Annotated in this window: 23 protein-coding genes and 2 pseudogenes; 9 read left to right on the plus strand and 16 right to left on the minus strand. The window is 63.8% G+C overall.

Annotated elements, in window-relative coordinates; all coding sequences use genetic code 11:
- The first annotated feature begins 159 nt into the window (after positions 1-159).
- Both ACSFA0_RS19335 and katG read left to right on the plus strand, forming a co-directional pair.
- Positions 160-999 (plus strand): ZIP family metal transporter, encoded by an 840-nt coding sequence (locus tag ACSFA0_RS19335; protein WP_435451936.1) that lies wholly within the window; start codon positions 160-162, stop codon positions 997-999.
- A 207-nt stretch (positions 1,000-1,206) separates the two neighbouring features.
- Positions 1,207-3,459, plus strand: coding sequence for a catalase/peroxidase HPI (katG, locus tag ACSFA0_RS19340; protein ID WP_435451879.1), 2,253 nt, complete (start codon positions 1,207-1,209; stop codon positions 3,457-3,459).
- A gap of 45 nt (positions 3,460-3,504) precedes the next feature.
- On the opposite strand, the gene ACSFA0_RS19345 is transcribed toward katG, so the two are convergent.
- A complete protein-coding gene (locus ACSFA0_RS19345; protein WP_435451880.1) occupies positions 3,505-4,293 on the minus strand; it encodes a histidine kinase in 789 nt (262 codons plus the stop codon).
- Positions 4,294-4,520: 227 nt separating this feature from the next.
- Here ACSFA0_RS19345 and ACSFA0_RS19350 point away from each other — a divergent pair, with 227 nt between their 5' ends.
- Positions 4,521-5,144 (plus strand): DUF4304 domain-containing protein, encoded by a 624-nt coding sequence (locus tag ACSFA0_RS19350; protein ID WP_435451881.1) that lies wholly within the window; start codon positions 4,521-4,523, stop codon positions 5,142-5,144.
- Between the two features lie 22 nt (positions 5,145-5,166).
- Positions 5,167-5,355 (plus strand): annotated as a pseudogene (locus ACSFA0_RS19355) (hypothetical protein); the annotation flags it as partial.
- 253 nt (positions 5,356-5,608) lie between these two features.
- Here the strand turns inward: ACSFA0_RS19355 and ACSFA0_RS19360 are convergent.
- The 15 genes and pseudogenes from ACSFA0_RS19360 to ACSFA0_RS19430 all read right to left on the minus strand — a co-directional run.
- Positions 5,609-5,812 (minus strand): annotated as a pseudogene (locus ACSFA0_RS19360) (class II aldolase/adducin family protein); the annotation flags it as partial.
- Entirely contained in the window at positions 5,809-7,077 is a 1,269-nt protein-coding gene (gene otnK, locus ACSFA0_RS19365) for a 3-oxo-tetronate kinase (RefSeq protein ID WP_435451882.1), read from the minus strand. The gene otnK and the pseudogene ACSFA0_RS19360, both read right to left, overlap by 4 nt.
- Before the next feature lie 3 nt (positions 7,078-7,080).
- Entirely contained in the window at positions 7,081-7,212 is a 132-nt protein-coding gene (locus tag ACSFA0_RS19370) for a hypothetical protein (RefSeq protein ID WP_435451883.1), read from the minus strand.
- Between the two features lie 8 nt (positions 7,213-7,220).
- Complete coding sequence (locus ACSFA0_RS19375; RefSeq protein ID WP_435451884.1) at positions 7,221-8,003, minus strand: tripartite tricarboxylate transporter substrate binding protein; 783 nt, start codon at positions 8,001-8,003, stop codon at positions 7,221-7,223.
- Positions 8,000-8,197, minus strand: coding sequence for a hypothetical protein (locus ACSFA0_RS19380; RefSeq protein ID WP_435451885.1), 198 nt, complete (start codon positions 8,195-8,197; stop codon positions 8,000-8,002). Before ACSFA0_RS19380 ends, ACSFA0_RS19375 begins: the two co-directional genes overlap by 4 nt.
- Entirely contained in the window at positions 8,194-8,418 is a 225-nt protein-coding gene (locus ACSFA0_RS19385; RefSeq protein WP_435451886.1) for a hypothetical protein, read from the minus strand. Before ACSFA0_RS19385 ends, ACSFA0_RS19380 begins: the two co-directional genes overlap by 4 nt.
- Positions 8,419-8,527: 109 nt before the next feature.
- Positions 8,528-8,830 (minus strand): putative quinol monooxygenase, encoded by a 303-nt coding sequence (locus ACSFA0_RS19390; RefSeq protein ID WP_435451887.1) that lies wholly within the window; start codon positions 8,828-8,830, stop codon positions 8,528-8,530.
- Between the two features lie 15 nt (positions 8,831-8,845).
- Positions 8,846-10,135 (minus strand): TRAP transporter large permease, encoded by a 1,290-nt coding sequence (locus tag ACSFA0_RS19395; protein ID WP_435451888.1) that lies wholly within the window; start codon positions 10,133-10,135, stop codon positions 8,846-8,848.
- A 6-nt stretch (positions 10,136-10,141) separates the two neighbouring features.
- Positions 10,142-10,666 (minus strand): TRAP transporter small permease, encoded by a 525-nt coding sequence (locus tag ACSFA0_RS19400; protein ID WP_435451889.1) that lies wholly within the window; start codon positions 10,664-10,666, stop codon positions 10,142-10,144.
- Positions 10,667-10,672: 6 nt separating this feature from the next.
- A complete protein-coding gene (locus ACSFA0_RS19405) occupies positions 10,673-11,674 on the minus strand; it encodes a TRAP transporter substrate-binding protein (RefSeq protein ID WP_435451890.1) in 1,002 nt (333 codons plus the stop codon).
- A 14-nt stretch (positions 11,675-11,688) separates the two neighbouring features.
- A complete protein-coding gene (locus ACSFA0_RS19410; protein WP_435451891.1) occupies positions 11,689-12,723 on the minus strand; it encodes a Gfo/Idh/MocA family protein in 1,035 nt (344 codons plus the stop codon).
- A 14-nt stretch (positions 12,724-12,737) separates the two neighbouring features.
- A complete protein-coding gene (locus ACSFA0_RS19415) occupies positions 12,738-13,835 on the minus strand; it encodes an isocitrate/isopropylmalate dehydrogenase family protein (protein WP_435451892.1) in 1,098 nt (365 codons plus the stop codon).
- Positions 13,836-13,840: 5 nt separating this feature from the next.
- Entirely contained in the window at positions 13,841-14,521 is a 681-nt protein-coding gene (locus tag ACSFA0_RS19420; RefSeq protein ID WP_435451893.1) for a GntR family transcriptional regulator, read from the minus strand.
- Positions 14,518-15,522, minus strand: a complete 1,005-nt coding sequence (locus ACSFA0_RS19425) for an SMP-30/gluconolactonase/LRE family protein (protein WP_435451894.1) — start codon at positions 15,520-15,522, stop codon at positions 14,518-14,520. The genes ACSFA0_RS19420 and ACSFA0_RS19425 overlap by 4 nt, the downstream gene beginning before the upstream one ends.
- Before the next feature lie 420 nt (positions 15,523-15,942).
- A complete protein-coding gene (locus ACSFA0_RS19430) occupies positions 15,943-16,470 on the minus strand; it encodes a MarR family winged helix-turn-helix transcriptional regulator (protein WP_435451895.1) in 528 nt (175 codons plus the stop codon).
- 117 nt (positions 16,471-16,587) lie between these two features.
- Here ACSFA0_RS19430 and ACSFA0_RS19435 point away from each other — a divergent pair, with 117 nt between their 5' ends.
- From ACSFA0_RS19435 to ACSFA0_RS19455, 5 genes are all read left to right on the plus strand, one after another.
- Complete coding sequence (locus ACSFA0_RS19435) at positions 16,588-18,132, plus strand: sulfatase family protein (protein ID WP_435451896.1); 1,545 nt, start codon at positions 16,588-16,590, stop codon at positions 18,130-18,132.
- A gap of 13 nt (positions 18,133-18,145) precedes the next feature.
- Positions 18,146-19,318, plus strand: a complete 1,173-nt coding sequence (locus tag ACSFA0_RS19440; protein ID WP_435451897.1) for an alpha-hydroxy acid oxidase — start codon at positions 18,146-18,148, stop codon at positions 19,316-19,318.
- A gap of 67 nt (positions 19,319-19,385) precedes the next feature.
- The gene (locus ACSFA0_RS19445; protein WP_435451898.1) at positions 19,386-20,360 is read left to right on the plus strand and encodes a Bug family tripartite tricarboxylate transporter substrate binding protein; all 975 of its coding nucleotides are present in this window, start codon (positions 19,386-19,388) and stop codon (positions 20,358-20,360) included.
- Between the two features lie 29 nt (positions 20,361-20,389).
- Positions 20,390-21,325 carry an MBL fold metallo-hydrolase gene (locus tag ACSFA0_RS19450; protein ID WP_435451899.1) on the plus strand — a complete coding sequence of 312 codons (936 nt, stop codon included), beginning with the start codon at positions 20,390-20,392 and terminating at the stop codon, positions 21,323-21,325.
- A 15-nt stretch (positions 21,326-21,340) separates the two neighbouring features.
- Entirely contained in the window at positions 21,341-21,709 is a 369-nt protein-coding gene (locus ACSFA0_RS19455) for a YidH family protein (RefSeq protein WP_435451900.1), read from the plus strand.
- Positions 21,710-21,913: the final 204 nt, after the last annotated feature.

Here is a 21,913-nt window from a genome sequence, read left to right on the forward strand (position 1 = left end):
CGCGGCGCCGATGCGCAAGGCCGCATCGGCGTCGCGTGCATCCCATGTCTTTGCATCGAGGATCCCGCCATGAATACGTCTTCCGTGCCCCGTCCCCCTGTCGACCTCGCGGTGGCGGCATCGCACCGGCACGCCCCTTCCTGGCGACGATGGCTGGGCATGGGCATCGTGCTCCTCGGTGTGGGCGTGGTCCTCTTTCAAGCGGCCCAGGCGCTGACCGGCACCGACCCGCGCATGAAGGGCGCGCTGCTGGGCGGGCTCTTCGCGGCCTGTGCCACGGCGTTGGGCACGGTGCCGGTGCTGCTGTCGCAACGGTTTTCGCAACGCACCTACGACAGCATGCTCGGCTTCGGCGCGGGCGTGATGCTGGCGGCGAGTTCGTTCTCGCTGGTGATCCCTGCCTTGGCGGCTGCGAAGTCGCAGGGCGCGGGCAGCTGGGGCTCGGGGGCCATCGTCGGGGTCGGCATTCTGCTGGGGGCGGCGTTCCTGCTCGCCATCGATCGACTGGTCCCGCACGAACATTTCGTCAAGGGGCTCGAAGGGCCGCAGGCCCGTGCGCTGAAGCGCGTGTGGCTCTTCGTGCTCGCGATCTCGCTGCACAACCTGCCCGAAGGCCTGGCGATCGGCGTTGCCTTCGCCGGGTCGGACCCGGTCGGTGCGACCGCGCTGGCGACGGGCATCTCCATTCAGGACGTCCCCGAAGGCATGGTCGTGGCGCTGGCACTGCGCAGCGTCGGCTACGGGCGGCTGATGTCAGCCGGGCTCGGGGTGCTGTCGGGTCTGGTCGAGCCGGTGGCCGCCGTCTTCGGCGCCGCAGTCATCGGCATCTCGGCCAGCCTGCTGCCCTGGGGACTGGCACTGGCCGCCGGTGCGATGCTGTTCGTCATCAGCCATGAAATCATTCCGGAGTCTCACCGCAAGGGGCACGAGGCTTACGCCACAGGCGGGCTCATGCTGGGCTTCGTCGTGATGATGCTGTTGGACACGGCCCTGACCTAGCAGCTCGCACGCGCACAACCAGCGCGTCGCGCGTGAGCCTGGTCGTGAGACGCGACCTCGAGTGCCCGGCCCATGGCCCTGCCTCCGAAGGGGGAGGGACCTTGTCCGAAGGCTATCGCCGGCATTAAAAACTCTGGTGCGAGGCTGCACGGGTTCCCCCCGAGAATTCGACGTCTGCCCTTTCCCCCGCCAAAAACAGGAGCTCCCATGGACACTCAGAAGACCGAAACCAAATGCCCGTTCCACCAGGCCGCCGGTGCCGGCACCACCAACCGTGACTGGTGGCCCCAGCAACTGCGCGTGGACCTGCTGCACCAGCACTCGGCCAAGTCCGACCCCATGGGCGAATCCTTCGACTACGCCGCCGAGTTCAAGAGCCTCGACCTCGCCGCCGTGAAGGCCGACCTCGCCGCGCTCATGACCGACTCGCAGGACTGGTGGCCGGCCGACTTCGGCCACTACGGCGGCCTGTTCGTGCGCATGGCCTGGCACAGCGCCGGCACCTACCGCATCGGCGACGGCCGGGGCGGGGCAGGGCGCGGGCAGCAACGCTTCGCGCCGCTCAACAGCTGGCCCGACAACGTGAGCCTCGACAAGGCGCGCCGCCTGCTGTGGCCGATCAAGCAGAAGTACGGCCGCAAGATCTCGTGGGCCGACCTGATCATTCTCACCGGCAACGTCGCGCTCGAAACCATGGGCTTCAAGACCTTCGGCTTCGCCGGTGGCCGTGCCGACGTGTGGGAACCCGACCAGGACGTGTACTGGGGCCGCGAGACGAAATGGCTCGGCGGCGACGTGCGCTACAGCCAAGGCTCGCCCGGCGTCGAGAAGGCCGGCGGCGTGCTCGTGAAGGACGACGACAGCAAGGTGCCCGAGTCGCGCGACCTCGAGAACCCGCTGGCCGCCGTGCAGATGGGCCTGATCTACGTCAACCCCGAAGGCCCGGACGGCAAGCCCGACCCGCTCGCCTCGGCCCGCGACATCCGCGACACCTTCGCCCGCATGGCGATGGACGACGAGGAAACCGTGGCGCTCATCGCCGGCGGCCACACCTTCGGCAAGACCCACGGCGCCGGCCCCGCCGACAACGTGGCGGACGAACCCGAAGCGGCCGGCCTGGAAGCGCAGGGCTTCGGCTGGCACAACAAGTTCGGCAGCGGCAAGGGCGGCGACACCATCACCAGCGGCCTCGAAGTGACCTGGACCACCACGCCCACGCAGTGGAGCAACGACTACTTCAAGCACCTGTTCGGCTTCGAGTGGGAGCTGACCAAGAGCCCGGCCGGCGCCCATCAGTGGACCGCCAAAGGCGCAGAAGCCACCATCCCGCATGCGCACGACCCGTCGAAGAAGCTGGTGCCGACCATGCTCACGTCCGACCTCGCGCTGCGCATGGACCCGGCCTACGAGAAGATCTCGCGCCGCTTTTTCGAGAACCCCGACCAGTTCGCCGACGCCTTCGCCCGCGCCTGGTTCAAGCTGACCCACCGCGACATGGGCCCGCGCGTGCGCTACCTCGGCCCCGAAGTGCCGGCCGAAGAACTCATCTGGCAAGACCCGGTGCCGGCCGTGGACCATGCACTGGTCGACGCGCAGGACATCGCGTCGCTCAAGAAGAAGGTGCTGGCCTCGGGCCTGACGACCGCGCAACTGGTGTCGACCGCCTGGGCCTCGGCATCCACCTTCCGCGGTTCGGACAAGCGCGGCGGCGCCAACGGCGCGCGCATTCGCCTCGCGCCGCAAAAGGACTGGGCCGTCAACCAGCCCGACCAACTGGCCAAGGTGCTGTCGGTGCTCGAAGGCATCCAGGCCGAGTTCAATGCGGCGCAGACCGGCGGCAAGAAGATCTCGCTCGCCGACCTGATCGTGCTGGCCGGCGGTGCCGCCGTCGAACAGGCCGCGCGTGACGGGGGCCGCGATGTCGAGGTGTCTTTCACCCCAGGCCGCACCGACGCCTCGCAGGAACAGACCGATGTGCATTCGTTCGAGCCCCTGGAGCCGGCCGCGGACGGCTTCCGCAACTACACGAAGGCGCGCTTCGCCGTGCCGGCCGAGGCCTTGCTCATCGACAAGGCGCAGCTGCTCACGCTGACCGCGCCCGAGATGACCGTGCTGGTCGGCGGCCTGCGGGTGCTGGGCGCGAACACCGCGCAAAGCAAGCACGGCGTGTTCACGCACAAGCCGGGCACGCTGAGCAACGACTTCTTCGTCAACCTGCTCGACATGCGCACCGCGTGGACGTCCGTCGACGGCGCCGGCGAGCAGTTCGAAGGCCGCGACCGCAAGACCGGCGAACTGAAGTGGACCGGCACGCGCGCTGACCTGGTGTTCGGTTCGAACGCGCAACTCCGCGCGACCGCTGAGGTGTACGGCACGTCGGACAGCCAGGCGAAGTTCGTCGACGACTTCGTAGCCGCGTGGGTCAAGGTGATGAACCTCGACCGCTTCGACATCGCCTGATCCCGGCAGGCTTTGAACGGGCCCGGCGTGCCATACGCCGGCCGCTCAGCGCGGCGCGGCAAGGCTCGAGAAGCTGGCGTCGATCGACCGCCCATGCGCGAGCGGACTGTGCAAGCGCACGTCGCCGCCATGCGCCTGCGCGATCGCCCGCAGCAGCACGCAGCGCCGCGCGTGCGCCCGCGCCGCGCGCTGCGTCGGCGCCTGCGTGGGCCAGGCGACGTCGGGCGTGCTGCCCACATGCAGGGCGATGCGGAAGCGATCGCCCGCGACCTCGCTGATCACGATCACCCGGGCCGGTGGCGCCTCCACGCACAGGTCTTCGAGCGCCAGCGCCAGAAACTGGGCCATGCGCCCGGCGTCGCCCACGCAGTCGCCGTCGCCAAGCCGATCGTGCTCGACCACCACCCCCGGCACGATGCGCCGGCAGGCATCCAGCGCATCGCGCACCACGGCGTGCAGTGAGAAGTGCGCCGACGTCACCGCAACCCGGCGTCCCGTCGCCAGGCGGTGGATGTCTTCGACCTCGACGGTGCACGCCTGCGCGCGCTGCGCGGCGCTGTCCATGTGCGCCAGCACCGCGGCCGAGGGCGGGTGCGCCGTGCTCTCGCGGCGGCTGAGCAGCTCCACACCCAATTGCAGGGCGGAGAGGGCATTGCGCAGGTCGTGCACGGCGAGCGTCAGCAGCCAGTCCGCGCCCTGGTTGGCTTCGCACATGCAGGCCGATGCGCCCGGCGCCGCAGCCTCTGGCGTTGCCTCGTCCACCGCGCCGTCAAGCGGGCCGCCGACCGACGATGCCGGGCGGCTGAGATCGAGGCGGCACAGGGGGCAGGTCATCGGGGCTCTCAAGGCAAGGCGTTCATGAGATCCGAGCGTCCGGCGCCAGGCGCGGGACGTCGACATTCCCAAGACAGCGAACCGTCCCGGCCCTGGATGGTCGAGGGAACGGCTGGCGAAGCGTGTAAGAAGAGAGGCCCCTCGGTGTAGGAAAGGGGGGAGGCCGAGGCCACCGCGTACCGGCTGTCGACACGGCTTCAGGCCTCGCTCGCTTATTCTTTGCGCCCATGTCGCCAGCCCAACTGATCACCGCAGTCGTTCGAACCCACCTGAAGCCTTTGTTGACCACCCGAGGGTTCAAAAGCCCGGGTTCGACCTTCAAGCGTCGGGTGGGGGAGGCCACACAGGTCGTCAACGTGGAACGCAGCTCGCGCAACGGTGCGCTCGCGGCGCGGTTCTACATCAACGGGTCGGTGTACCTCCCGGCGCTCGACGCGGTGATCGGCGAGCCCCTCATCGAAGACCCCGACGAGCCGTCGTGTCATGTGCGCTTGCGACCGAACGACGCCGACCCCGACGCTCGCCGGGAATACGACGTCACCTTGGACACGGAGGCCGAGTCCCTTGGCGCGGAGATCGCACGCGATGTGACGGCGCTGCTCGAGATGCTCAATGGCCTGACGACGCCCCAGGCGGCGGTGGCGCATCTCGCCGGCCGCAAGCTCGCGCAGTACGAACGCGTATTCGGTTGGTACCTCAGCCAGAACGAGCTCGATCAGGCGCGGCTCTTCGCGAAGTCGCTTTATGCGGGGTTCGGCGGTGAAGGTCGGTGGGCGATCTTCGCTCGTCGCCTTGACGACGTCGCGCGTCGGGTGCGAGGCGATGTGTCTTGGCGCGAATGGATTGGCTGAGGCGAGAGCGCAAAAGCCATCACGCCCTCCCACCGAGGCACTGCTCATCGCAAGGCGCAACTGTTGACGCTCACTGCGCCAGAGATGTCCTTGCTGGTCAGTGGCCTGCCTGCGCGTGCTGGGCGCAAACACCGCGCAGCGCAAGCACGGCGTGTTCACCCCGAATCCGGGCACGCTCAGCAACGACTTCTTCGATCTGGGGGGCGAGTTTGATGTCGAAGGGTTTGGAGCAGTTGGAGGCTTCTGCATCCGCCCCATACATGGCTGTGCGATGCGCCTTCCTAGCGCGAGTCCGCAAGCCACAAGCGTTTGCAATGGCTGGTTCAGACTGGTTGCGGTCATTCAGTCAGCTCGCGGAAGGTCTGCTATGCCCCGCAATCGAGTCACCCGGCATCGATCCGCCTCACCGCCATACTTAAGAGGACAAATCTCCGTTACTCGATCGACCCTCACTCAGATTTCTGTTGCACGCCGTGAGCGTCCAGCCGTGCCAGTCGTGCCGGATCCAGAAACCCTAGGCACGCGTCGGTAGGCGTGATGAGCAGTCCGTTTTCGTCCTCCTCTCCGAGCCGCACGCTGACGTTTCCTGCGCTGGCGTGGACGTAACTGCGCTCAAAGAGGCTGCGGCCCACCCGGCAGATCTCCTCCCGGGCGTCGTTTTCCGTCATGGCTTGAGTACCTGGAAAGCCTTCGTGAAGAAGTCGTCCGTGCCGAAGTTGCCGGACTTCAACGCGACGTGCACACCGGCCCCGCCTGCTGCCTCGGCGTGGACATGGGTCCACGGCACCCCTGGATCTATCTGCGGGCCGATTTGCATCTGCGTGACACCCAGGGCCTGTACACAAGCGCCCGACGTCTCGCCGCCGGCGACGACCAGTTGGCGCACGCCCATGGTGACAAGACCACACGCGATGGCTGCGATGGTGCGTTCGACCATGGACCCGGCCTCCTCCACACCGAGCCGCGACTGCACTGATTTGATGGCGCCGCTTTCCGCCGTTGAGTAGACCAGGATCGGCCCCTCTTTGATGAGCGGTTCGGCCCACGCCAAAACTTCCGCGGTCACGTCAACGCCCGATGCGATGCGCAGCGGGTCGATGGCCATCGCGGGGCGCTCGTTCTTGATAAACGCCAGCACCTGGCGGTTCGTGGCCAGAGAACAGCTCCCCGACACCACGGCCTGAAGGCCTTCGGGCGCCGGCAATGCGCTCGCACGCGACGAAGGTTCGATCCCAAAGTTGACCGGCAAGCCAATGGCAACTCCGGATCCTGCTGTCACCAAGGGAAGGTCGGCCAGCGCCGGACCAAGTCGCACTAGGTCCGCGTTGGCAACGGCATCGACCACGGCCATTGCCACCCCTTCGCAGCGCAGTTCCCCCATGCGCGCGCGCACGGCTTCGGCACCACGCGCCACGACGGCGTGATCGATCAAGCCAACTTTTCGTTGCGTCTGGGCTTGCAGCACACGGACAAGATTGGGATCGGTCATCGGCGTGAGCGGATGGTGTTGCATCCCGCTCTCGTTCAGGAGCACTTCGCCCACGAACAAGTAACCCTTGAAAACGGTGCGCTTGTTGTCCGGAAATGCCGGCGTGGCGATGGTGAAGTCCGTGCCAATTGCGTCCATCAACGCTTCGGTGACCGGCCCGATGTTGCCGCGCTCGGTGCTGTCGAAAGTCGAGCAATACTTGAAATAGATCTGCTTTGCGCCTCGCGCCTGCAGCCATCTCAAAGCCTCGAGAGACTGCGCAATGGCGGCGGCGGGTTCGATCGTTCTCGACTTCAACGCCACCACGACGGCATCAGCCTGCGCTGCGACGGCATCGGTCGGCACGCCGATGATCTGCACCACCCGCATCCCGGCCCGAACGAGGTTGTTGGCCAGATCCGTGGCGCCGGTGAAGTCGTCAGCGATAGCTCCGATCTTGAGCACGGCCTACGCCTCCATCAGCACGTGCGTGCGCACTGTCTTCCGAATGATCCATTCGCGCACGAGCACGTTGGCGTTTGCGAAGGCTTCGGCCCGCTCGGGCTTGATGTAGAGGTCGACAAGGAGAGCGTGTGTCATGGGTGCGTTCAATCCAGGCTCAGCTTGGCTTTGGTGGCCAGGGCTCCGAACTTTTCCATTTCGGCCTTGATCTGCGCAGTCATCTCGGCGGGAGTGTTTCCCAGGGGTTCTGCACCCATCTCCTGAAACTGTTTCTTCATCTCGGGCGTGGCCAGGATGCGAGCGGAGTCGGAGTAGACCTTTTCGATGACTTCCTTGGGGGTACCGACCGGTGCCATGAACCCGAACCATGTCGCGATGTCGAAGCCCGTCAATCCGGATTCCGACAGTGTCGGAACGTCCGGCAGGGTCGAAGAGCGCTTGGCGGTCGCTACTGCCAACGGCCGAAGCTTTCCTGCCTTGATGAGCGACAGGCATGACGGCACCGTGTCAAACATCATCGTGATCTGGCCGCCCATCAGATCCACGAGCGCAGGACTGCTGCCCTTGTAAGCAACGTGCAGGAGGTCGGTGCCGGCCATGTCGTTGAACTGCTCGCCGATCAGATGGTGCGCGGTGCCTGCACCAGTGCTGCCGTAGCTCAACTTGCCGGGCTCGGTCTTCGCTTGCGCGATCAGCTCCTTGACGTTCTTCGCCGGGTTGCTTGCCGAGACCACGAGCACGTTGGGAACCACCGCCAGCACTGTGATGGGGGCGAGGTCCTTGCCGATGTCGTAGGGCAGCTTCTTGTAGACCTTCTGTGCGATCGAATGGTGCACAGCGCCCATCAGAATCGTGTAGCCGTCATTTGGAGATTTCGCAACGTAGTCCGCGCCGAGCGTGAGCCCGGCACCCGGCTTGTTCTCGATCACCCGGGCTGCCCCCAGGCGAGCGAGAGCTTCTGTCCCATCACACGGGCGATCTGGTCGGTGCTGCCGCCGGGGGGCGACGGCACAATGATCCTGACGGCTTTGGCGGGCCAGGCCTGCGCGTGGACCGAGAAAGGTGCAGCCCACGTGAGGGCCACGACCGTGGCTGCGACAGCCGCTTCCAAAAAGCGCTTCATAATTTGTCTCCGACCAATTCAACTGCAACAGGCAGCGTGAAAACTGTGCGAGTTCTCGCGCTGCGAGAAACGTTCAGATGCGCGAGCCGGTTGGATCGGCAAGCCCTCAAAGCTTTATGGCGGCTGGTAAGCATCCAGCGCGCCGCGGCCACATGAAGCGTGCGCGCATTGAGCGCAATCACGACGACGCCCGCTTCGCCGTCGATCGGGCCCTCAAGCACGCCAATCTTCCTGATGAAGCGTTCCGGCGCGCACTAGGTTGTTGGCGAGTTCAGTCGCGCCTGTGAAATCGTCACGATGCACGCAAGGCAAATCATCGGTGTGACGTGTTCAGGATTGCGCGCCTTCGAGGCGGCGGACGGTCTTCTCCTGCACCCAGCTGCTAGTCGCCGCGTCCATCGCGAGAAAGTGCGATGACGTCAAGTGCAACGCGACGGCCACATCGTCGTCATAGATTTCGTAGAGCAGGAACAAGGCGGCGTCCGCCGGGTCCCGGCAGACATCGAAGCGGCGGCAGCCGGATTCGTTCGTGAGCGACGCGCGCGCGTTCTCGCGGATCGCTGCGTCGAAGGCATCGATGTACTCCGTCTGGATGCGAAACTCCACCAGCAGTACTTGAGGTTTTGTGTTCATGGATGGGCAGCGACGTTAGAAGGACTGGAGGAAGCGCGGGAACCAGGTCGAGAGCCAGGGTACGTAGGTGACGACGAGTACCACCGCGAACGTCGCGGCCATGAGCGGCCACAAGTGCCGTGTGATCTCGCCGATGCCGACCTTCGCGAGCTTCGCGGCGACGAACAGGGTGCCCCCCACCGGCGGCGTATACAGGGCGATCGCCAGGTTGGCTGTCATGACCACGCCGATGTGCACCATGTCCATGTTGAAGTGCTTGGCCAGCGGCAAGAACAGGGGTGCACACAACAGCATGGCCGGCAGGGGCTCGATGAATACACCCAGCAGCAACAGGCACAGGTTGAACAGCATCAGGAACATCCATGGTTCGGTCGCGAACACCTGAATCCAGGCGGCCATTTGCTGGGCCACCTGCTCCACGGTGATCAGCCAGGCCATTGCGCCCGTGGCGCCGATCACCAGCATCACGGTGGCGCTGGTCATGAAGGCATTGAGCAACAGTTGCGGGATGCTGCGCCACGACAAATCGCGGTAGTACAGCAGCGAAATTGCGAGTCCGTAGAAGACCGCAATGGCTGCCGACTCGCTCGGCGTGAACAGCCCGCTCCAGATCCCGCCAATGATGATGATGGGCATGAGCAGCGCCGGACCGGCGTCTTTGGCGGCCATCCAGATCTCGCGCGGCGAGGATCGCTCCTCGCCGTTGTCACAGCCGGTGCGCCGGCCGTGCCACATGCAGACGGCAATGAGGGCCGTGGCCGATAACAACGCCGGCAGCAGCCCGGCCATAGACAGGGTCCGCATGGACACGCCGGAGATGAAGGCATAGACCAGGAATGGGATCGACAGCGGCATCAGCAGCGCAATCGTGCCCGCCACCGCGAGCAGGGCCGCGGCGAAGCCGCGCGAATAGCCGCGCGCCACCATCGCAGGAATGACCAGAGATCCGATCGCCGCCGTATCAGCAATGGCCGAACCCGAGACACCGCCGAACAGGGTGCAGCTGATCACCGTGACGACGCCGAGGCCGCCAGGCAGCCAGCCGAACAGCACGCGGGCGAATGCCACGATGCGCTTGCCCACACCGCCTTGTGCCAGCAACTCGCCGGCAAAGATGAACAACGGGACAGCCAGCAAGATGAAAGGCTCGACGCCTCCGATGAAGGAGAGGAAGATGGTTTCGAGCGGATGGCCGAGCCCCTGGACCCAGATGACGCCCACGGTGGTGATGAGGATCGAGAACAGCAGGGGAACGCCCGCCAAGGCGATCAGGAAGAACACGCCGAACAAGGTCAGTGCCAGCATTGCGCGTCACTCCGCCGCGCCGTAGCGCATTTCGCGCGGTACACCGCGCAGGATCAACCACAGGTCGAAAGCCACGAAGACAGACATGAGGGAGCAGCCGATGGCCATCCCCATGTACTGGATCGCCATCGGCCATTCCAAGACGGTGAGCTGGTTGCCCCAGTTGCCGTTCACCAGCGACCAACCGAAGCGCACCAGCAACAACAGCATCGCGAGGGAGGCGGCCTGGACCGCCGCGTCGGCCCAGCGGCGCCGCTGCGGGGGCAACTTGTCGATGAACTCGGTGATGGTCATGTGCGCGCCTCTCCTGGCGGCGCAGGCCCCGCCCAGAAAGGTGACCCACACCATCAGCAGCTCTCCCAGCTCGGTGACCCACGCCAGATCCTTGTTGACCAGGTGCAGGCTGACGTTGAAGAACACGAGGCTCGCCATGGTGGCGCCGATGCCGATCACCGACCAGTCGACGGCCCGTCCGAGCACGCGCAAGGGCAGAGGCGCCGGGGCGACCGGCGCAAGTAGAGATGTCGACATGCCGGACTACTTCGTTGCCTTGCGCACCGACTCTGCATCCTTGAGGAAGGCGTCGACGTCGGCACCGTACTTTTCCCGCGCCTTCACATAGACCGGCTGCACCGCGGTGCGAAAGGCGGCGACATCCGGCTTCGCGTTGACCTTGGCACCCTTGGATGCCATCTCCTTGAGCTGGCTCTCGTCGTTGCCGGCGATGAACTCGCGGCTGTACTTGCCGGCTTCCACCGCCGCCTGCGTGACGGCCTTGCGGTCGGCGTCCGAGAACTTCTGCCAGGTCTTTTCGGAGATGGCGAGCGGGATAGGGCTGTACACGTGATTGGTCAAAGTGATGTTCGGCGCCACCTCGTAGAACTTGTTCGAGTAGATGGTGTCGACCGGGTTTTCTTGTCCTTGCACGGCGCCTTGCTGGATGGCCAGGTAGACCTCGGGCAGGGGCATGATCTGGATGTTGAATCCCATCGCTTCGAGCGTCCAGCGCATCATCTCGTTGGGGAAGGTGCGCAGCTTCTTGCCCTTGGCATCCGCCGGCACGTTCAGCGAATCTTTCGTCGTCATGTTGCGAAAGCCCGCTTCCCAGGTCGCCAGGAACCGGAAGCCTTTGGCCGGGGCCTTGTCGAATTGGGCCTTGAGCCACGGGCTCGTGTCATAGAGCTTCCAGCCCTGTTGGTAGCTGTCGACCAGAAAGGGCATCATCGTGAGGTTCAGGCTCGGCACATGGGGCGCGTATGAGCCCGTCGCCGACACGGTGAAGTCAATGCCGCCAATGGCCAACTGCTCGATGTTCTTCGGATCGCTGCCCAACTGGCTGCAGCAGAAAACCTGCACCTTGTAGCGGCCCTGCGTCATCTCCTCCACCTTCTTGGCGAAGACCTGGGCAGCGGCTTGCCGCGCACCGTTCTGTTGGTCGGTGTGGCTGAACTTCAAAATTGTCTGGGCGCCTGCGGCGGTACAAATGAGGAGTGCTGCCGCTGCAGCAGTGGCGGTCATGCCTAAGGTCATCATCTTCATCGTTGTCTCCGGTTCTAGGGGTGGTGAGCGGTCTGGGGATCGAAATCGGCGACGCGGACACGCTGGCCGCTCGCGTGCGAGTGATAGATGGCGGCTTCGACTCGCAGATTGGCGAGGTAGTCGCGCGCGCTGTTCTCCAGCGGCGCGCCCTGCTCCAGATGGGCCAGAACGTGGGCTTGCAGGAGTGTGCAAGCACCACCGAAGGCGCCCTTGGCGTCGCCTCGGTCATAGTGGTGTTGCATCTCGGGCGCCTGGTGTGGCTTCCACCAGAGGCGCGCTTCGCCATCGAGGCGCAGCACGCCGGATGAGCCTTCAAGCCACATTTCGCCCATGGTGCGCCGTGGGTCCGACGCGGTGTGGTCGTTCAATCGATTGCCATCGAAAAGCCCCATGGCGTTGTCATCGAACTCGAAGATCACCAAGCCAGCGTCTTCTCCAGCAATGTGCGGATTGAGGCGGCGAACGCGCGCGGTGACGGCCACCACTTCCCCGGCGAGGTAGCGGAAGCAGTCAATGAAGTGGACTGCCGTCTCGCGGATCAGAAACGCCGGCATGCTCTGAAACGACGGCTGGCGGTCCAGGTAGGCGTGCGTGCCTTGGCCATCACCCGGCCGAAGCCTGAAGCTGACGCCGTGCAGGCGGCCGAGCCGACCTTGGTCGATCCAACGCCGGCATTCGCGGAACCACGGCGTGAAGCGAAAGTTCTCGTGCACCGCCAGCGGTGTGCCGCGGTCCTCGGCCATGTCGGCCATGCTGTTGGCCTGTGCCCAGTCGGTGCCAAAGGGCTTCTGGCAGATGGTTGGAATGCCGCGTTCGAGCGCTGCCTGCACCACGGCCTGTTGCGCATCCGAACGCAGCACGACATCGACCAGCGTCGGGCGGACATCGTCCAGCATCACGAGGGCGTCGGTGTAGCTGGCGGGCACTGAAAAGCGAGCCGCCAATGCACCGGCCCGCTGCGCATCCACGTCGCACAGTGCGGCGACCGGTGCACCCGCGTCGCGCCAGCCCTCCAGCTGAAACTGGGCGAAGTAGCCAGCGCCGACCATGGCAATGCGTTGTGTCATGCGAGGCGCTCGATCACCGCGCGGGTGATGTCTCCGGTCGTGCTGCTGCCGCCAAATTCTCGGGGGCGGACAGCGCCGCTTTCGAACGCGGACTGCACTGCGCCCTCGATGGCGCGCGCGCCATCGGCCAAAGCCAGGTCGCCATGGCGATCGGCCAGCCAGTCGAGCATCATTGCCACCGACAGCAACATGGCAGTTGGATTGGCGATGCCCTGTCCGGCAATGTCGGGCGCCGTGCCGTGCGCCGGTTGGAACAGCCCGTGATGCTCCCCAATGTCCGCGGAAGGCGCCATGCCCATTCCGCCCACCAGTGCCGCAATCAAATCCGACAGGATGTCGCCGAACATGTTTTCGGTGACGAGGACGTCGTAGGTCCAGGGCTTCATCACCAGGTTGAGTGCCATCGCATCCACATAGGCGCTGTCCGCCCCGATGTCCGGATACGCCTGGGCCCGTTCTTCGAACACCTTTCGCCAGAATGCCATCGAAGCGAACACGTTGGCCTTGTCGATGTTGGTGACGTGCCCTCGCTTGCCGCGGGCCTTGCGCTGACGAGCCAACTCGAAGGCGAAGTCGCAGACGCGCGAGGTGCCGGCGCGTGTGATCTTCATGGTGTCCAGCACGGCGTCGGTGTCGACCACACCTCGTCCGCGTGCGTGGAATAATCCCTCTGTGCTCTCGCGTACCAGAACAAGGTCAATGTTCGAGGCAAGCGGATTCGAAAGCGGCACGGGCAGGCCGGGCCAAGTGCGGATCGGTCGCACGCCGGCGTACAGGTCCAGTGCGAAGCGAATGTCCAGCTGCGGAATGATCTCGGTGCCATCCGCGCCGCGCACGTGGGGTAACCCCATCGCGCCGAACAAAATCGCGTCGGCCGAGCGGCACGCGTCCAGTACACGGTCAGGCAGTGCATCGCCAGTGTCCAGGTAATGCTGGGCACCGGCCGCATGGCTGGTCACGTCGAAACGCCGGCCGATTCGCGGGCCGACGGCTCCGAGCAGTTCGACGGCAGCCGCCATGACTTCTCGCCCGATTCCGTCTCCGGGCAGGGCGGCGATGGCGAACGTGGGGATAGGGGTGCTTGACGTATTCATGGTGTTCACATTTGCGCGAGCTTGTAGCGCTCGAAAATAGAAAGCAGTTCGCGGCTGGCGCGTTCGCGATGGCTTCGGGTGACTCGCGCTGCGCCTTCGGCGTCGCCGGCACGCAGGCGCTTGACCATCTCGGTGTGTTCCTTAGTCGAATTGACAGGCTTCGGTCGGAGCTGAAGGCTGAACATTCGAGCGCGGTGGGCGCGATCCCAATAGTTCAATACGGTGGCCTGCAGCTGTCGATTGCCTGCCAATTCGAGTAGGTGCGCGTGGAATCGCTCGTCTGCGGCCGCCCAGCCGGGCAGATCGTCGGCGGTCAGCGCGAGATCCATCGCTTCTGTCGCCTCGACCAATGGTGCGAGTTCCGCCTTCGAGGGCTTGCGCATCGCGATCAATTCGACCGCCTTGCATTCGAGCGCCGTCAGAATTTCATAGATCTCGCGCATGTCCGCCGGCGACACCGGCAGGACACGCATCCCGTGGCGCGGAATGACTTCCACCAGCCCTTCGTTCTGCAGGCGAAGCAACGCTTCGCGCACGGGCGTGCGACTCATGCCGAGCGCGAGCGCCACCTCCTGCTCCAAAGCGCGATGACCCGGCGGCCACACGTTGTCCAGGATGCGCTGGCGAACCTGCGCGTAGGCAGTCTCCATGAGGGGGGATGCAGGCATCGAAGCGGCGGCATTCATACGTAGTTCCAGTGGAGAGGGGGGATGCCGGCCACCGGCATGCGCACCGTGGCCAGACGCTTGTCGTGCAGTGAACCGAGCACGGCGGTGCGGCGATCCGAACCGGCGAAGGCGATGCTGGAGATGTTGTGCAGGATTCGGCCAACGTCGCGGTCGAGGTGCGGTCGACCCATGGCATCAGCGTCATAGGCGGCTTCGACCCAGGCCAAGTGCTCGGGATCGGCATCCTCGAGCCAAGTCTGGTGCGCGCCGTCCGGAGTGATCCGAATCAGCCGGTTGCTCACGATGCTGACCACCCAGACGCCACCCTCCTCATCGAAAGCCATGCCGTCGGGAAAGGTGCCCTCGCCAAATTCGGTCACCGTCTGCCGTGGCCCGAGCGTGCCGTCGTCGGCCACCGAAAAGCGTGAAAGGCGGCGCGCGAAGGTCTCGTTGACATAGAGCCATTGGCCGTCCGGATGCAACGCCAGTTCATTGGTATAGCCCAGGCCGTCGGCGACGATGGAGGCGCGCCCCTGCGGAGAGACGCAGACGATGAAGCCGTCGTCGCAACTTCGGCGATAGCCCAAGGCGCGGGGTATCCGGCGCGTGCTCACGGTGACCCAAGTGCGGCCCGCCATGTCCTGGGTCACGAAATTGGTTGGCGGTAGTGCCACCCCGTCGACCTCGAGCAACCAGGGCTCTACCTGGCCATCGCGTGCGAGTCGAAACACGCCGCCCTGTCGATCGCCGAGTTGCGCGATCAGGAAGCTGCCATCGGGCAGGAGAGCGATGCCGTTTGGACGCAAGTCGCCGCCGTCCGGCAGGCGGCCACCGTAAAACATCTGCTCGCCATCGGGCTGGCGATGGGTGACGCCTCCGCGCCAGTCGGCGCAGTACAGACTTCCATCCACGGTGGCAATAACGCACTCGGGCCGGTGCAGTTCGGTGCCCAGGAAACTGACCGTCTGGTGCGCAAGGTCAGCCGTCCAACCTGACCCAAGAAAAATCGATGCATTCATTAATGCATACGTTATCGCATGTGTTGTTAAGCTTTTCTAGGCGTTTCCACCAAGGGGCGCATTGTTGGCCGTGCTGCAGGGCGGTGATGCGGCGTTGCCAGAGAGACAGAAGGGGCGCCTCAACCAGCGCAGCGTGGCGATTTCCGGTCAACGGCGCCAAGCGCAACAAGCGACCGCTTTCACAGGTGCAACGCTATGGCGTCGTGGCGCTTCAGACCAGACACCCGAGTGCTCTTTCGGTACGCCACGGCTCAGCGCTTATGGTTCTGTCGTAGTTCGTAGGGCTCTGCACCATCCTCGGCGTCCAGATGTATCAGGGACGGTATGCAGCGCCGGTCCATCGGAATTCCGCTCGCTCTGCCGCACAGATGGTCAAGGTACCGGGGGAACCCAGCCGCCGAACGAGATCTCCCGCGACAGTCAGTGCCGGCCTGTCTGTTCCTCATGTGCGGCATCCCAGTCGTGTGCGGCAGTCCGAAGTTTCTGCAAAGCAACGTAGAAAACCCGACGCTCCTGCGAGGTCAAGGCGTCAAGGAAAGTCTTCTGGCGGGCAAGCGCGAAAGGTTGAATTTTCCCGAACAGTTGACGCCCCTTGCCGGTAAGCGAAAGGGTTGTGCTGCGTCCGTCCCCTGGGGTGTCCGTGATCTCGATCAGCTGAAGCTCAGAAAGCGCTTTTGCTGAGCGATGCGCAAGCGCTTTGTTCACCTCGGTCAACTCAACCATACGCGCGAAGGTCAGCGGGCCCGCCTGAAGAATCGCCAGGATGCGCCACTCGCTGAGACTGACCCCGGCCTTGTCCCTCATCGAACGAGACCACTGCCGCTCAAAAGAACTCGACAGCTGGTTCACCCGAAACGTCAGGAACATCTCCACTGGCAGCGAGCCTGTTTCCTCAAGCTCCGTTAGCGGATCGTTCCAGGCTGGGGGATCGGTGACAACACGATGCATGGCCCATTATTCCGCAAGCTACTACAGGCCATCCTGGGTTTCGTTGACTAGTAAACGACTTTTGTCCATACTCCGCGTCATGAGGCAGTTGCGCCCCCAACACGGAGTGAGACATCAATGGCTGAAGAGAAAAAGCGACCGAACATCCTGCTCATCACGAGCGACCAGCATCGCGGCGATGCGTATGGTTTTGAAGGAACCGGTGTCCACACGCCGCACCTGGATCTGATGGCAAGGCAAGGCACACGTTTTTCGGCGTGCATCACGCCAAACGTCGTTTGCCAGCCGTCTCGCGCTTCGATGCTCACCGGCTTGCTACCACTCACCCACGGCGTGCACGACAACGGCATCGAGCTCGACGAGGACCTGGCTGACAAGGGATTCGCCGGTTCGCTGAGCCGTGGCGGCTATGCCACGACCTTCATCGGCAAGGCCCACTTCTCGACCTACCACACCCATCAGCCCACCCGGCGACCGGAGAACGTTGCTGGTTCTGCGCTCTACGGCGACGACTGGGAAGGCCCTTACATGGGCTTCGACAAGACGGAGATGATGCTCATCGGCCACAACTACTGGCTACCGGACCGTGCGCCTCAGGGCAGGCGGTACGAACAGTGGTACCGCAACGATGGGTTGGCCGATTTCAAGGACGAGCTCTACAAGCAACGCGCAGGTGACGACGGTGGTGCCGCACAAACGCATCACTCTGCCCTCCCTCCCGTGTGGCACAACTCGACGTGGGTCGGAGATCGCGCGGTCGAGTTGTTGCGCGATCACAAACGCAATGGAGAAAAGCCGTTCTGCGCATGGGTGTCATTTCCCGATCCGCACCATCCGTTCGACGCTCCGCTGCCCTGGAGCCTGCTGCACAAACCGGAGAGCGTGCGCCTGCCCGAACATCGTCAGCGCGACTTTAATCGACGTCCATGGTGGCACCGCGCCGCAGCCGAGACAGCGCCCGGTCAGACGGGTGAGATGGGTCGCGTGCGTCGCGAGTATTCGCGTATCGAGCCGCAGACAGACGACCAGCTGCGTCACATGATCTCGAACTACTACGGGATGATTTCCCTCATCGACCACAACGTGGGCCGCATCATGACCACGCTCGACGAACTGGGTTTGAGCGAGGACACCATCGTGGTGTTCACGTCAGATCATGGAGAGTGGCTTGGTGACCATGGCCTCATCCTCAAAGGCCCGATGTTCTACGAAGGCCTCCTTCGGATTGGCATGATCGTCAAGGGTCCCGGCGTGCCGGCCGGAAAGGTTGTCGCAGCGCCGGTGTCGACAGTGGATCTCGCCGCAACCTTTGCAGATTACGCGGGTACCCCCAACCCCTCAGCACGTCACAGCACTTCGTTGCGCCCATTGCTTGAGGGCGACGCGTCTCGGGATTTCGCCTACAGCGAATGGAAGCTCGGACCGGCGCGCTGCGGTGTCGCGCTCGATCTGCGTGCCGTGAGGACGCAGAACGCCAAGCTCACACTGGAAATGGGCTCTGGAGAGGGTGAGCTCTACCTGCTGGACGAGGACCCTCAGGAAATGACGAACCGCTTCGATGATCCAAGCTGCAAGGGCTTGCGCGACGCGCTCACGGACATGATCCATTCCCGACCCCAGGACATCCGCGATCCACTGCCGCAGCCGATCGGTGCGGCCTGACGCGGCCACTCGCATGAACTTGCTTCAAGCCGCCAACATCGGCGACCTGCGCGAGCTTGCGCGTGGACGACTACCGAGGATGGTGTTCGACTACATCGATGGCGCAGCAGGCGACGAGATCACCGCGAAACGCAATCGCAGCGCTCTGGATGAGGTCTGCCTCACACCAGGCGCTTTGATTGATGTGTCGACGCGTAGCCTCACAACAAAGCTCTTCGGCAGTGACGTTAGCTTTCCGGCGATCGTAGGGCCGACCGGGCTGAATGGCGCATTCTGGCCCGAAGGTGATCTGGCGCTTGCGCGTAGCGCCGCGCGAGCCGGAATCCCCTTTGTCCTGAGCACGGCTGCAACCGTGCGTCTGGACACGCTCCTTGACGCTGCAGGCCCCATGCGCTGGTTCCAGCTCTACATGATGAAGGACCGTGGGCTCGTTGATGCATTCCTGCAGAGACTCTGTGAAAGCGGGTTTGAAGTCCTGCAGCTGACCGTCGATACATCCGTGTCGGGCAGACGAAATCGCGACATCCGCAACGCCTTCACGCTTCCGTTCCGGTGGACAGTCCGGAACTTCATCGACTGCGCACGACACCCGAGGTGGGCGGCCGCGATGCTCAAGTCCGGGTCACCGATGTTGCGCTTGTTCGAGGACATTGCTGGTGAGCCCCCACGGGGCGCAACCATCAGCGACGTCATGCAGCAGCAGCTGACCAGCTCATTCACGTGGGGTGACCTCGACTGGCTGCGAGCACGCTGGCGCGGCCGCTTGGTCATCAAGGGCGTCAGCTCCGCAGAGCAGGCGCGCCAATCGATGGCGGCAGGGTCCGACGGCGTCGTGGTTTCGAATCACGGTGGCCGGCAGCTCGATGGCACCCAATCAAGCATCGAATGGCTACCTCAGGTCGTTGACGCGGTTGCGGGTCGGATGACAGTGTTGGTCGACAGTGGCTTTCGTTCGGGCAACGACATCGGCAAGGCCATTGCGCTTGGAGCCGACGGTGTGCAGCTGGGCCGAGCGACGCTGTACGGACTTGCCGCAGCGGGGGAGACAGGCGTGGCCCATGCACTTGACCTCCTCAAAGCCGAGTTGGATCGAACGATGGCGCTCTGTGGCGCGCGGTCGATTGCAGAGTTGCGTGGAAGGGTGGAACGTGATCGCACCGCGGCGCCTTCCACGCTTCCCGCCTGAAGAGGAACTGAACGCGGTTCCTTTGCCCTTGCCACAAGCAAAGTGGTTTAACTAAACGGAGACAACCTTGAAACGTGCACAGTTCATCGGCGCGACGATCCTGAGCGCCATTGCCGCCTTGGCTTCACCCTACGCCATTGGCCAGCAGACTCAACCCATCAAGCTAATCGTCGGTTTTCCGGCGGGAGGCGCCGTCGACACCGTCGCGCGCGCTTTTGCCGAACAGTCGCGCGTGCAGCTTGGAACAACAATGGTTGTGGAAAACCGACCCGGCGCGAGCGGAAAGATCGCCATCGACGCGCTGCTCAATGGCCCCGCCGACGCCATGACCGTACTTATCGCTCCCACGAGCGCGATCGAACTGGGGCCGATGGTCATGAACACCATGAAGTTCGATGCAGTCAAGGACTTCGCGCCGATCGGCAGTCTCGCGGAATACGGGTTTGGGGTGGCTGCCGGTCCAGCATCGGGAGCGAAAGACATCGGGACGTACAAGTCCTGGGCCAAAGCGAATCCTTCGCTGAGCAGCTTCGCGACACCCGGTCTGGGCACACCACAGCAGTTTCTCGGTGCGCAGCTTCAGAAAGCGCTCGGCATTGAGCTGGTCCACATCCCGTACAAGGGCGGCGCAAACTCAGTGACGGACGTGATTGGAGGACAGGTTCCGCTGCTCGTCACCTCAGAGCAGGTGCTCGTACCGTACCTGGGACAAGGGAAGCTGAACCCACTCTTCATCACTTCGAAGAAGCGCAACCCCTTAATGCCGAATGTTCCAACGGCCAAGGAGGTCGGCATGCCTCAGCTTGAGTCGGTCGACTGGTTCGGCGCATTCGTGAAGGCAAGCACGCCGGCCGACAAGCTCCAAGCATGGCGCGCGAACGTGCAGAAGGTCGTTGCCTCGCCGGGCTATGCAGAAGCGATGAGAAAGTTCGGCTACGACGTACCCGAGAAGCAACCTGCTGACTTTGCAGCGCTGATGACCGCTGAACGCAGCGCCTGGGCCGAGCGCGTCAAGCTGGCTGGCTTCAAGCCAACCGAGTAATCCACGCCGCGACGAAAGCGAAACACGCCATGGAAACCCTTCTTCGTAGTGCTCTCTGCGCCTTGGCGCTGACGGCGCCCGTGGTCGCAGCGTTCGCACAATCGGCGGGGCCGGACCGGATTGTTCTACTTGGAACCAAGGGCGGGCCCTCGGTGCGCGACACGGTCCGGTTTCCGTCTTCGAACGTGCTGGTGATCGGCGGTCAGTCATACGTTGTGGACACAGGCTACGGTGTAACCCAACGCCTCATCCAGGCAAAGGTGCCGCTTCAAACAATCCGAAACGTCTTCATTACCCATCACCATTCGGACCACAACCTGGAGTACGGCACCTTGCTGTACAACGCTTGGGTCGTTGGCTTGAAGGTGCCCGTGAAAACCTACGGCCCTAAAGGATTGCTGGACTTGGACCGCGGCAGCTGGATCGCAAACCGTTTTGACATTGAGACGCGCATTGCCGACGAGGGCCGGCCAGACCCGCGCAAGATGTTTCATGCGAACGAGTACCACCCGGGCGTCGTTATGCAAACGCCGACGATGACGGTGACGTCAATGCGGAATCTGCATCCGCCCATCGAAGAGAGCTATGCGCTCAAGTTCGAAACCGCTGGCAAGACAATCGTCTTTTCCGGTGACACGACCTATGTCCCTGCGCTGGCCGACTTCGCCCTTGATGCGGACTACCTGATCCATGAAGTGATGGACGAAGAAGGCATCAAGCGCCTCGTCGCTCGACACGGGTCAACAGCTTCGACGCTTCTAGAGCATCTGAAGGCCAGCCATACGCTTGCAGAGGATGTCGGTCGCATCGTAGCGAAGGCAAACGTCAAGAACTTGGTCCTCACGCATTTCGTTCCTTTTGATGACGCTCAGATCACGGACGACAATTGGATCAGGGCCATACGCAAGAACTACAGTGGCAACATCATCGTGGGGCGCGACCTGCTGGAGATACCACTGAAATGACGTTGAAGGCTTCGGATGTCTTACCTCGACGACCCGCGCGTTTACTTCGCAGCCGAGCGCACGCTACTCGCATGGCAACGCACTGCCATTGCCCTGATTGGCCTCGGCTTTGTCATTGAGAGGTTCGGGCTTTTCATGCGCATGGTTGCCGGACATGCACCGGCCGCTGAGCATTCGCGCACGTCGCTCATTTTTGGCGTGTTGTTTCTGCTGATCGGCGCTTCTGTTTCCCTGCTTTCCGCATGGCAGTTCGCGCGGCTCTTGCCAGAGCTTAGCGGCCAGGAAATACCGAGAGCGCAAGTCGTTTGGGCAGGCCCCGCAATCAACGTTGTGGTCGCGTTGGCAGCACTTGCCATGGCGTGTTGGTTCGTCGTTGTACGGTAGGTTGGCGGATCCTGCCCTACGGGCGAAGGGCCGCTCTTGGCAGGCGGTCGTCATCGCCGTGGCAACAGCCGCTGTCCGCTAACGCTGGATTGTGTTGAAAAACTCGCCTCGAATCTTGCCCGCATCGGCCATCGCGCAGGACTTGCATTCGATTTGACGAATCGAGCGCGCGCAGCGCGCCTTCCGGTTCGCCTCACGCGCTCT

Origin of the sequence: Variovorax restrictus (assembly GCF_051216715.1) — a bacterium.
Classification (GTDB): Bacteria; Pseudomonadota; Gammaproteobacteria; order Burkholderiales; family Burkholderiaceae_C; genus Variovorax.

Bases quoted from the DNA above. Each gene is read 5' to 3' on its own strand.
- ACSFA0_RS19335 (WP_435451936.1), top strand. From the start codon at position 160: ATGGGCATCGTGCTCCTCGGTGTGGGCGTGGTCCTCTTTCAAGCGGCC.
- katG (WP_435451879.1), top strand. From the start codon at position 1,207: ATGGACACTCAGAAGACCGAAACCAAATGCCCGTTCCACCAGGCCGCC.
- ACSFA0_RS19345 (WP_435451880.1), bottom strand. From the start codon at position 4,293: ATGACCTGCCCCCTGTGCCGCCTCGATCTCAGCCGCCCGGCATCGTCG.
- ACSFA0_RS19350 (WP_435451881.1), top strand. From the start codon at position 4,521: ATGTCGCCAGCCCAACTGATCACCGCAGTCGTTCGAACCCACCTGAAG.
- ACSFA0_RS19370 (WP_435451883.1), bottom strand. From the start codon at position 7,212: ATGACACACGCTCTCCTTGTCGACCTCTACATCAAGCCCGAGCGGGCC.
- ACSFA0_RS19380 (WP_435451885.1), bottom strand. From the start codon at position 8,197: ATGAAGCGCTTTTTGGAAGCGGCTGTCGCAGCCACGGTCGTGGCCCTC.
- ACSFA0_RS19390 (WP_435451887.1), bottom strand. From the start codon at position 8,830: ATGAACACAAAACCTCAAGTACTGCTGGTGGAGTTTCGCATCCAGACG.
- ACSFA0_RS19395 (WP_435451888.1), bottom strand. From the start codon at position 10,135: ATGCTGGCACTGACCTTGTTCGGCGTGTTCTTCCTGATCGCCTTGGCG.
- ACSFA0_RS19400 (WP_435451889.1), bottom strand. From the start codon at position 10,666: ATGTCGACATCTCTACTTGCGCCGGTCGCCCCGGCGCCTCTGCCCTTG.
- ACSFA0_RS19405 (WP_435451890.1), bottom strand. From the start codon at position 11,674: ATGAAGATGATGACCTTAGGCATGACCGCCACTGCTGCAGCGGCAGCA.
- ACSFA0_RS19410 (WP_435451891.1), bottom strand. From the start codon at position 12,723: ATGGTCGGCGCTGGCTACTTCGCCCAGTTTCAGCTGGAGGGCTGGCGC.
- ACSFA0_RS19415 (WP_435451892.1), bottom strand. From the start codon at position 13,835: ATGAATACGTCAAGCACCCCTATCCCCACGTTCGCCATCGCCGCCCTG.
- ACSFA0_RS19420 (WP_435451893.1), bottom strand. From the start codon at position 14,521: ATGAATGCCGCCGCTTCGATGCCTGCATCCCCCCTCATGGAGACTGCC.
- ACSFA0_RS19425 (WP_435451894.1), bottom strand. From the start codon at position 15,522: ATGAATGCATCGATTTTTCTTGGGTCAGGTTGGACGGCTGACCTTGCG.
- ACSFA0_RS19430 (WP_435451895.1), bottom strand. From the start codon at position 16,470: ATGCATCGTGTTGTCACCGATCCCCCAGCCTGGAACGATCCGCTAACG.
- ACSFA0_RS19435 (WP_435451896.1), top strand. From the start codon at position 16,588: ATGGCTGAAGAGAAAAAGCGACCGAACATCCTGCTCATCACGAGCGAC.
- ACSFA0_RS19440 (WP_435451897.1), top strand. From the start codon at position 18,146: ATGAACTTGCTTCAAGCCGCCAACATCGGCGACCTGCGCGAGCTTGCG.
- ACSFA0_RS19450 (WP_435451899.1), top strand. From the start codon at position 20,390: ATGGAAACCCTTCTTCGTAGTGCTCTCTGCGCCTTGGCGCTGACGGCG.
- ACSFA0_RS19455 (WP_435451900.1), top strand. From the start codon at position 21,341: ATGTCTTACCTCGACGACCCGCGCGTTTACTTCGCAGCCGAGCGCACG.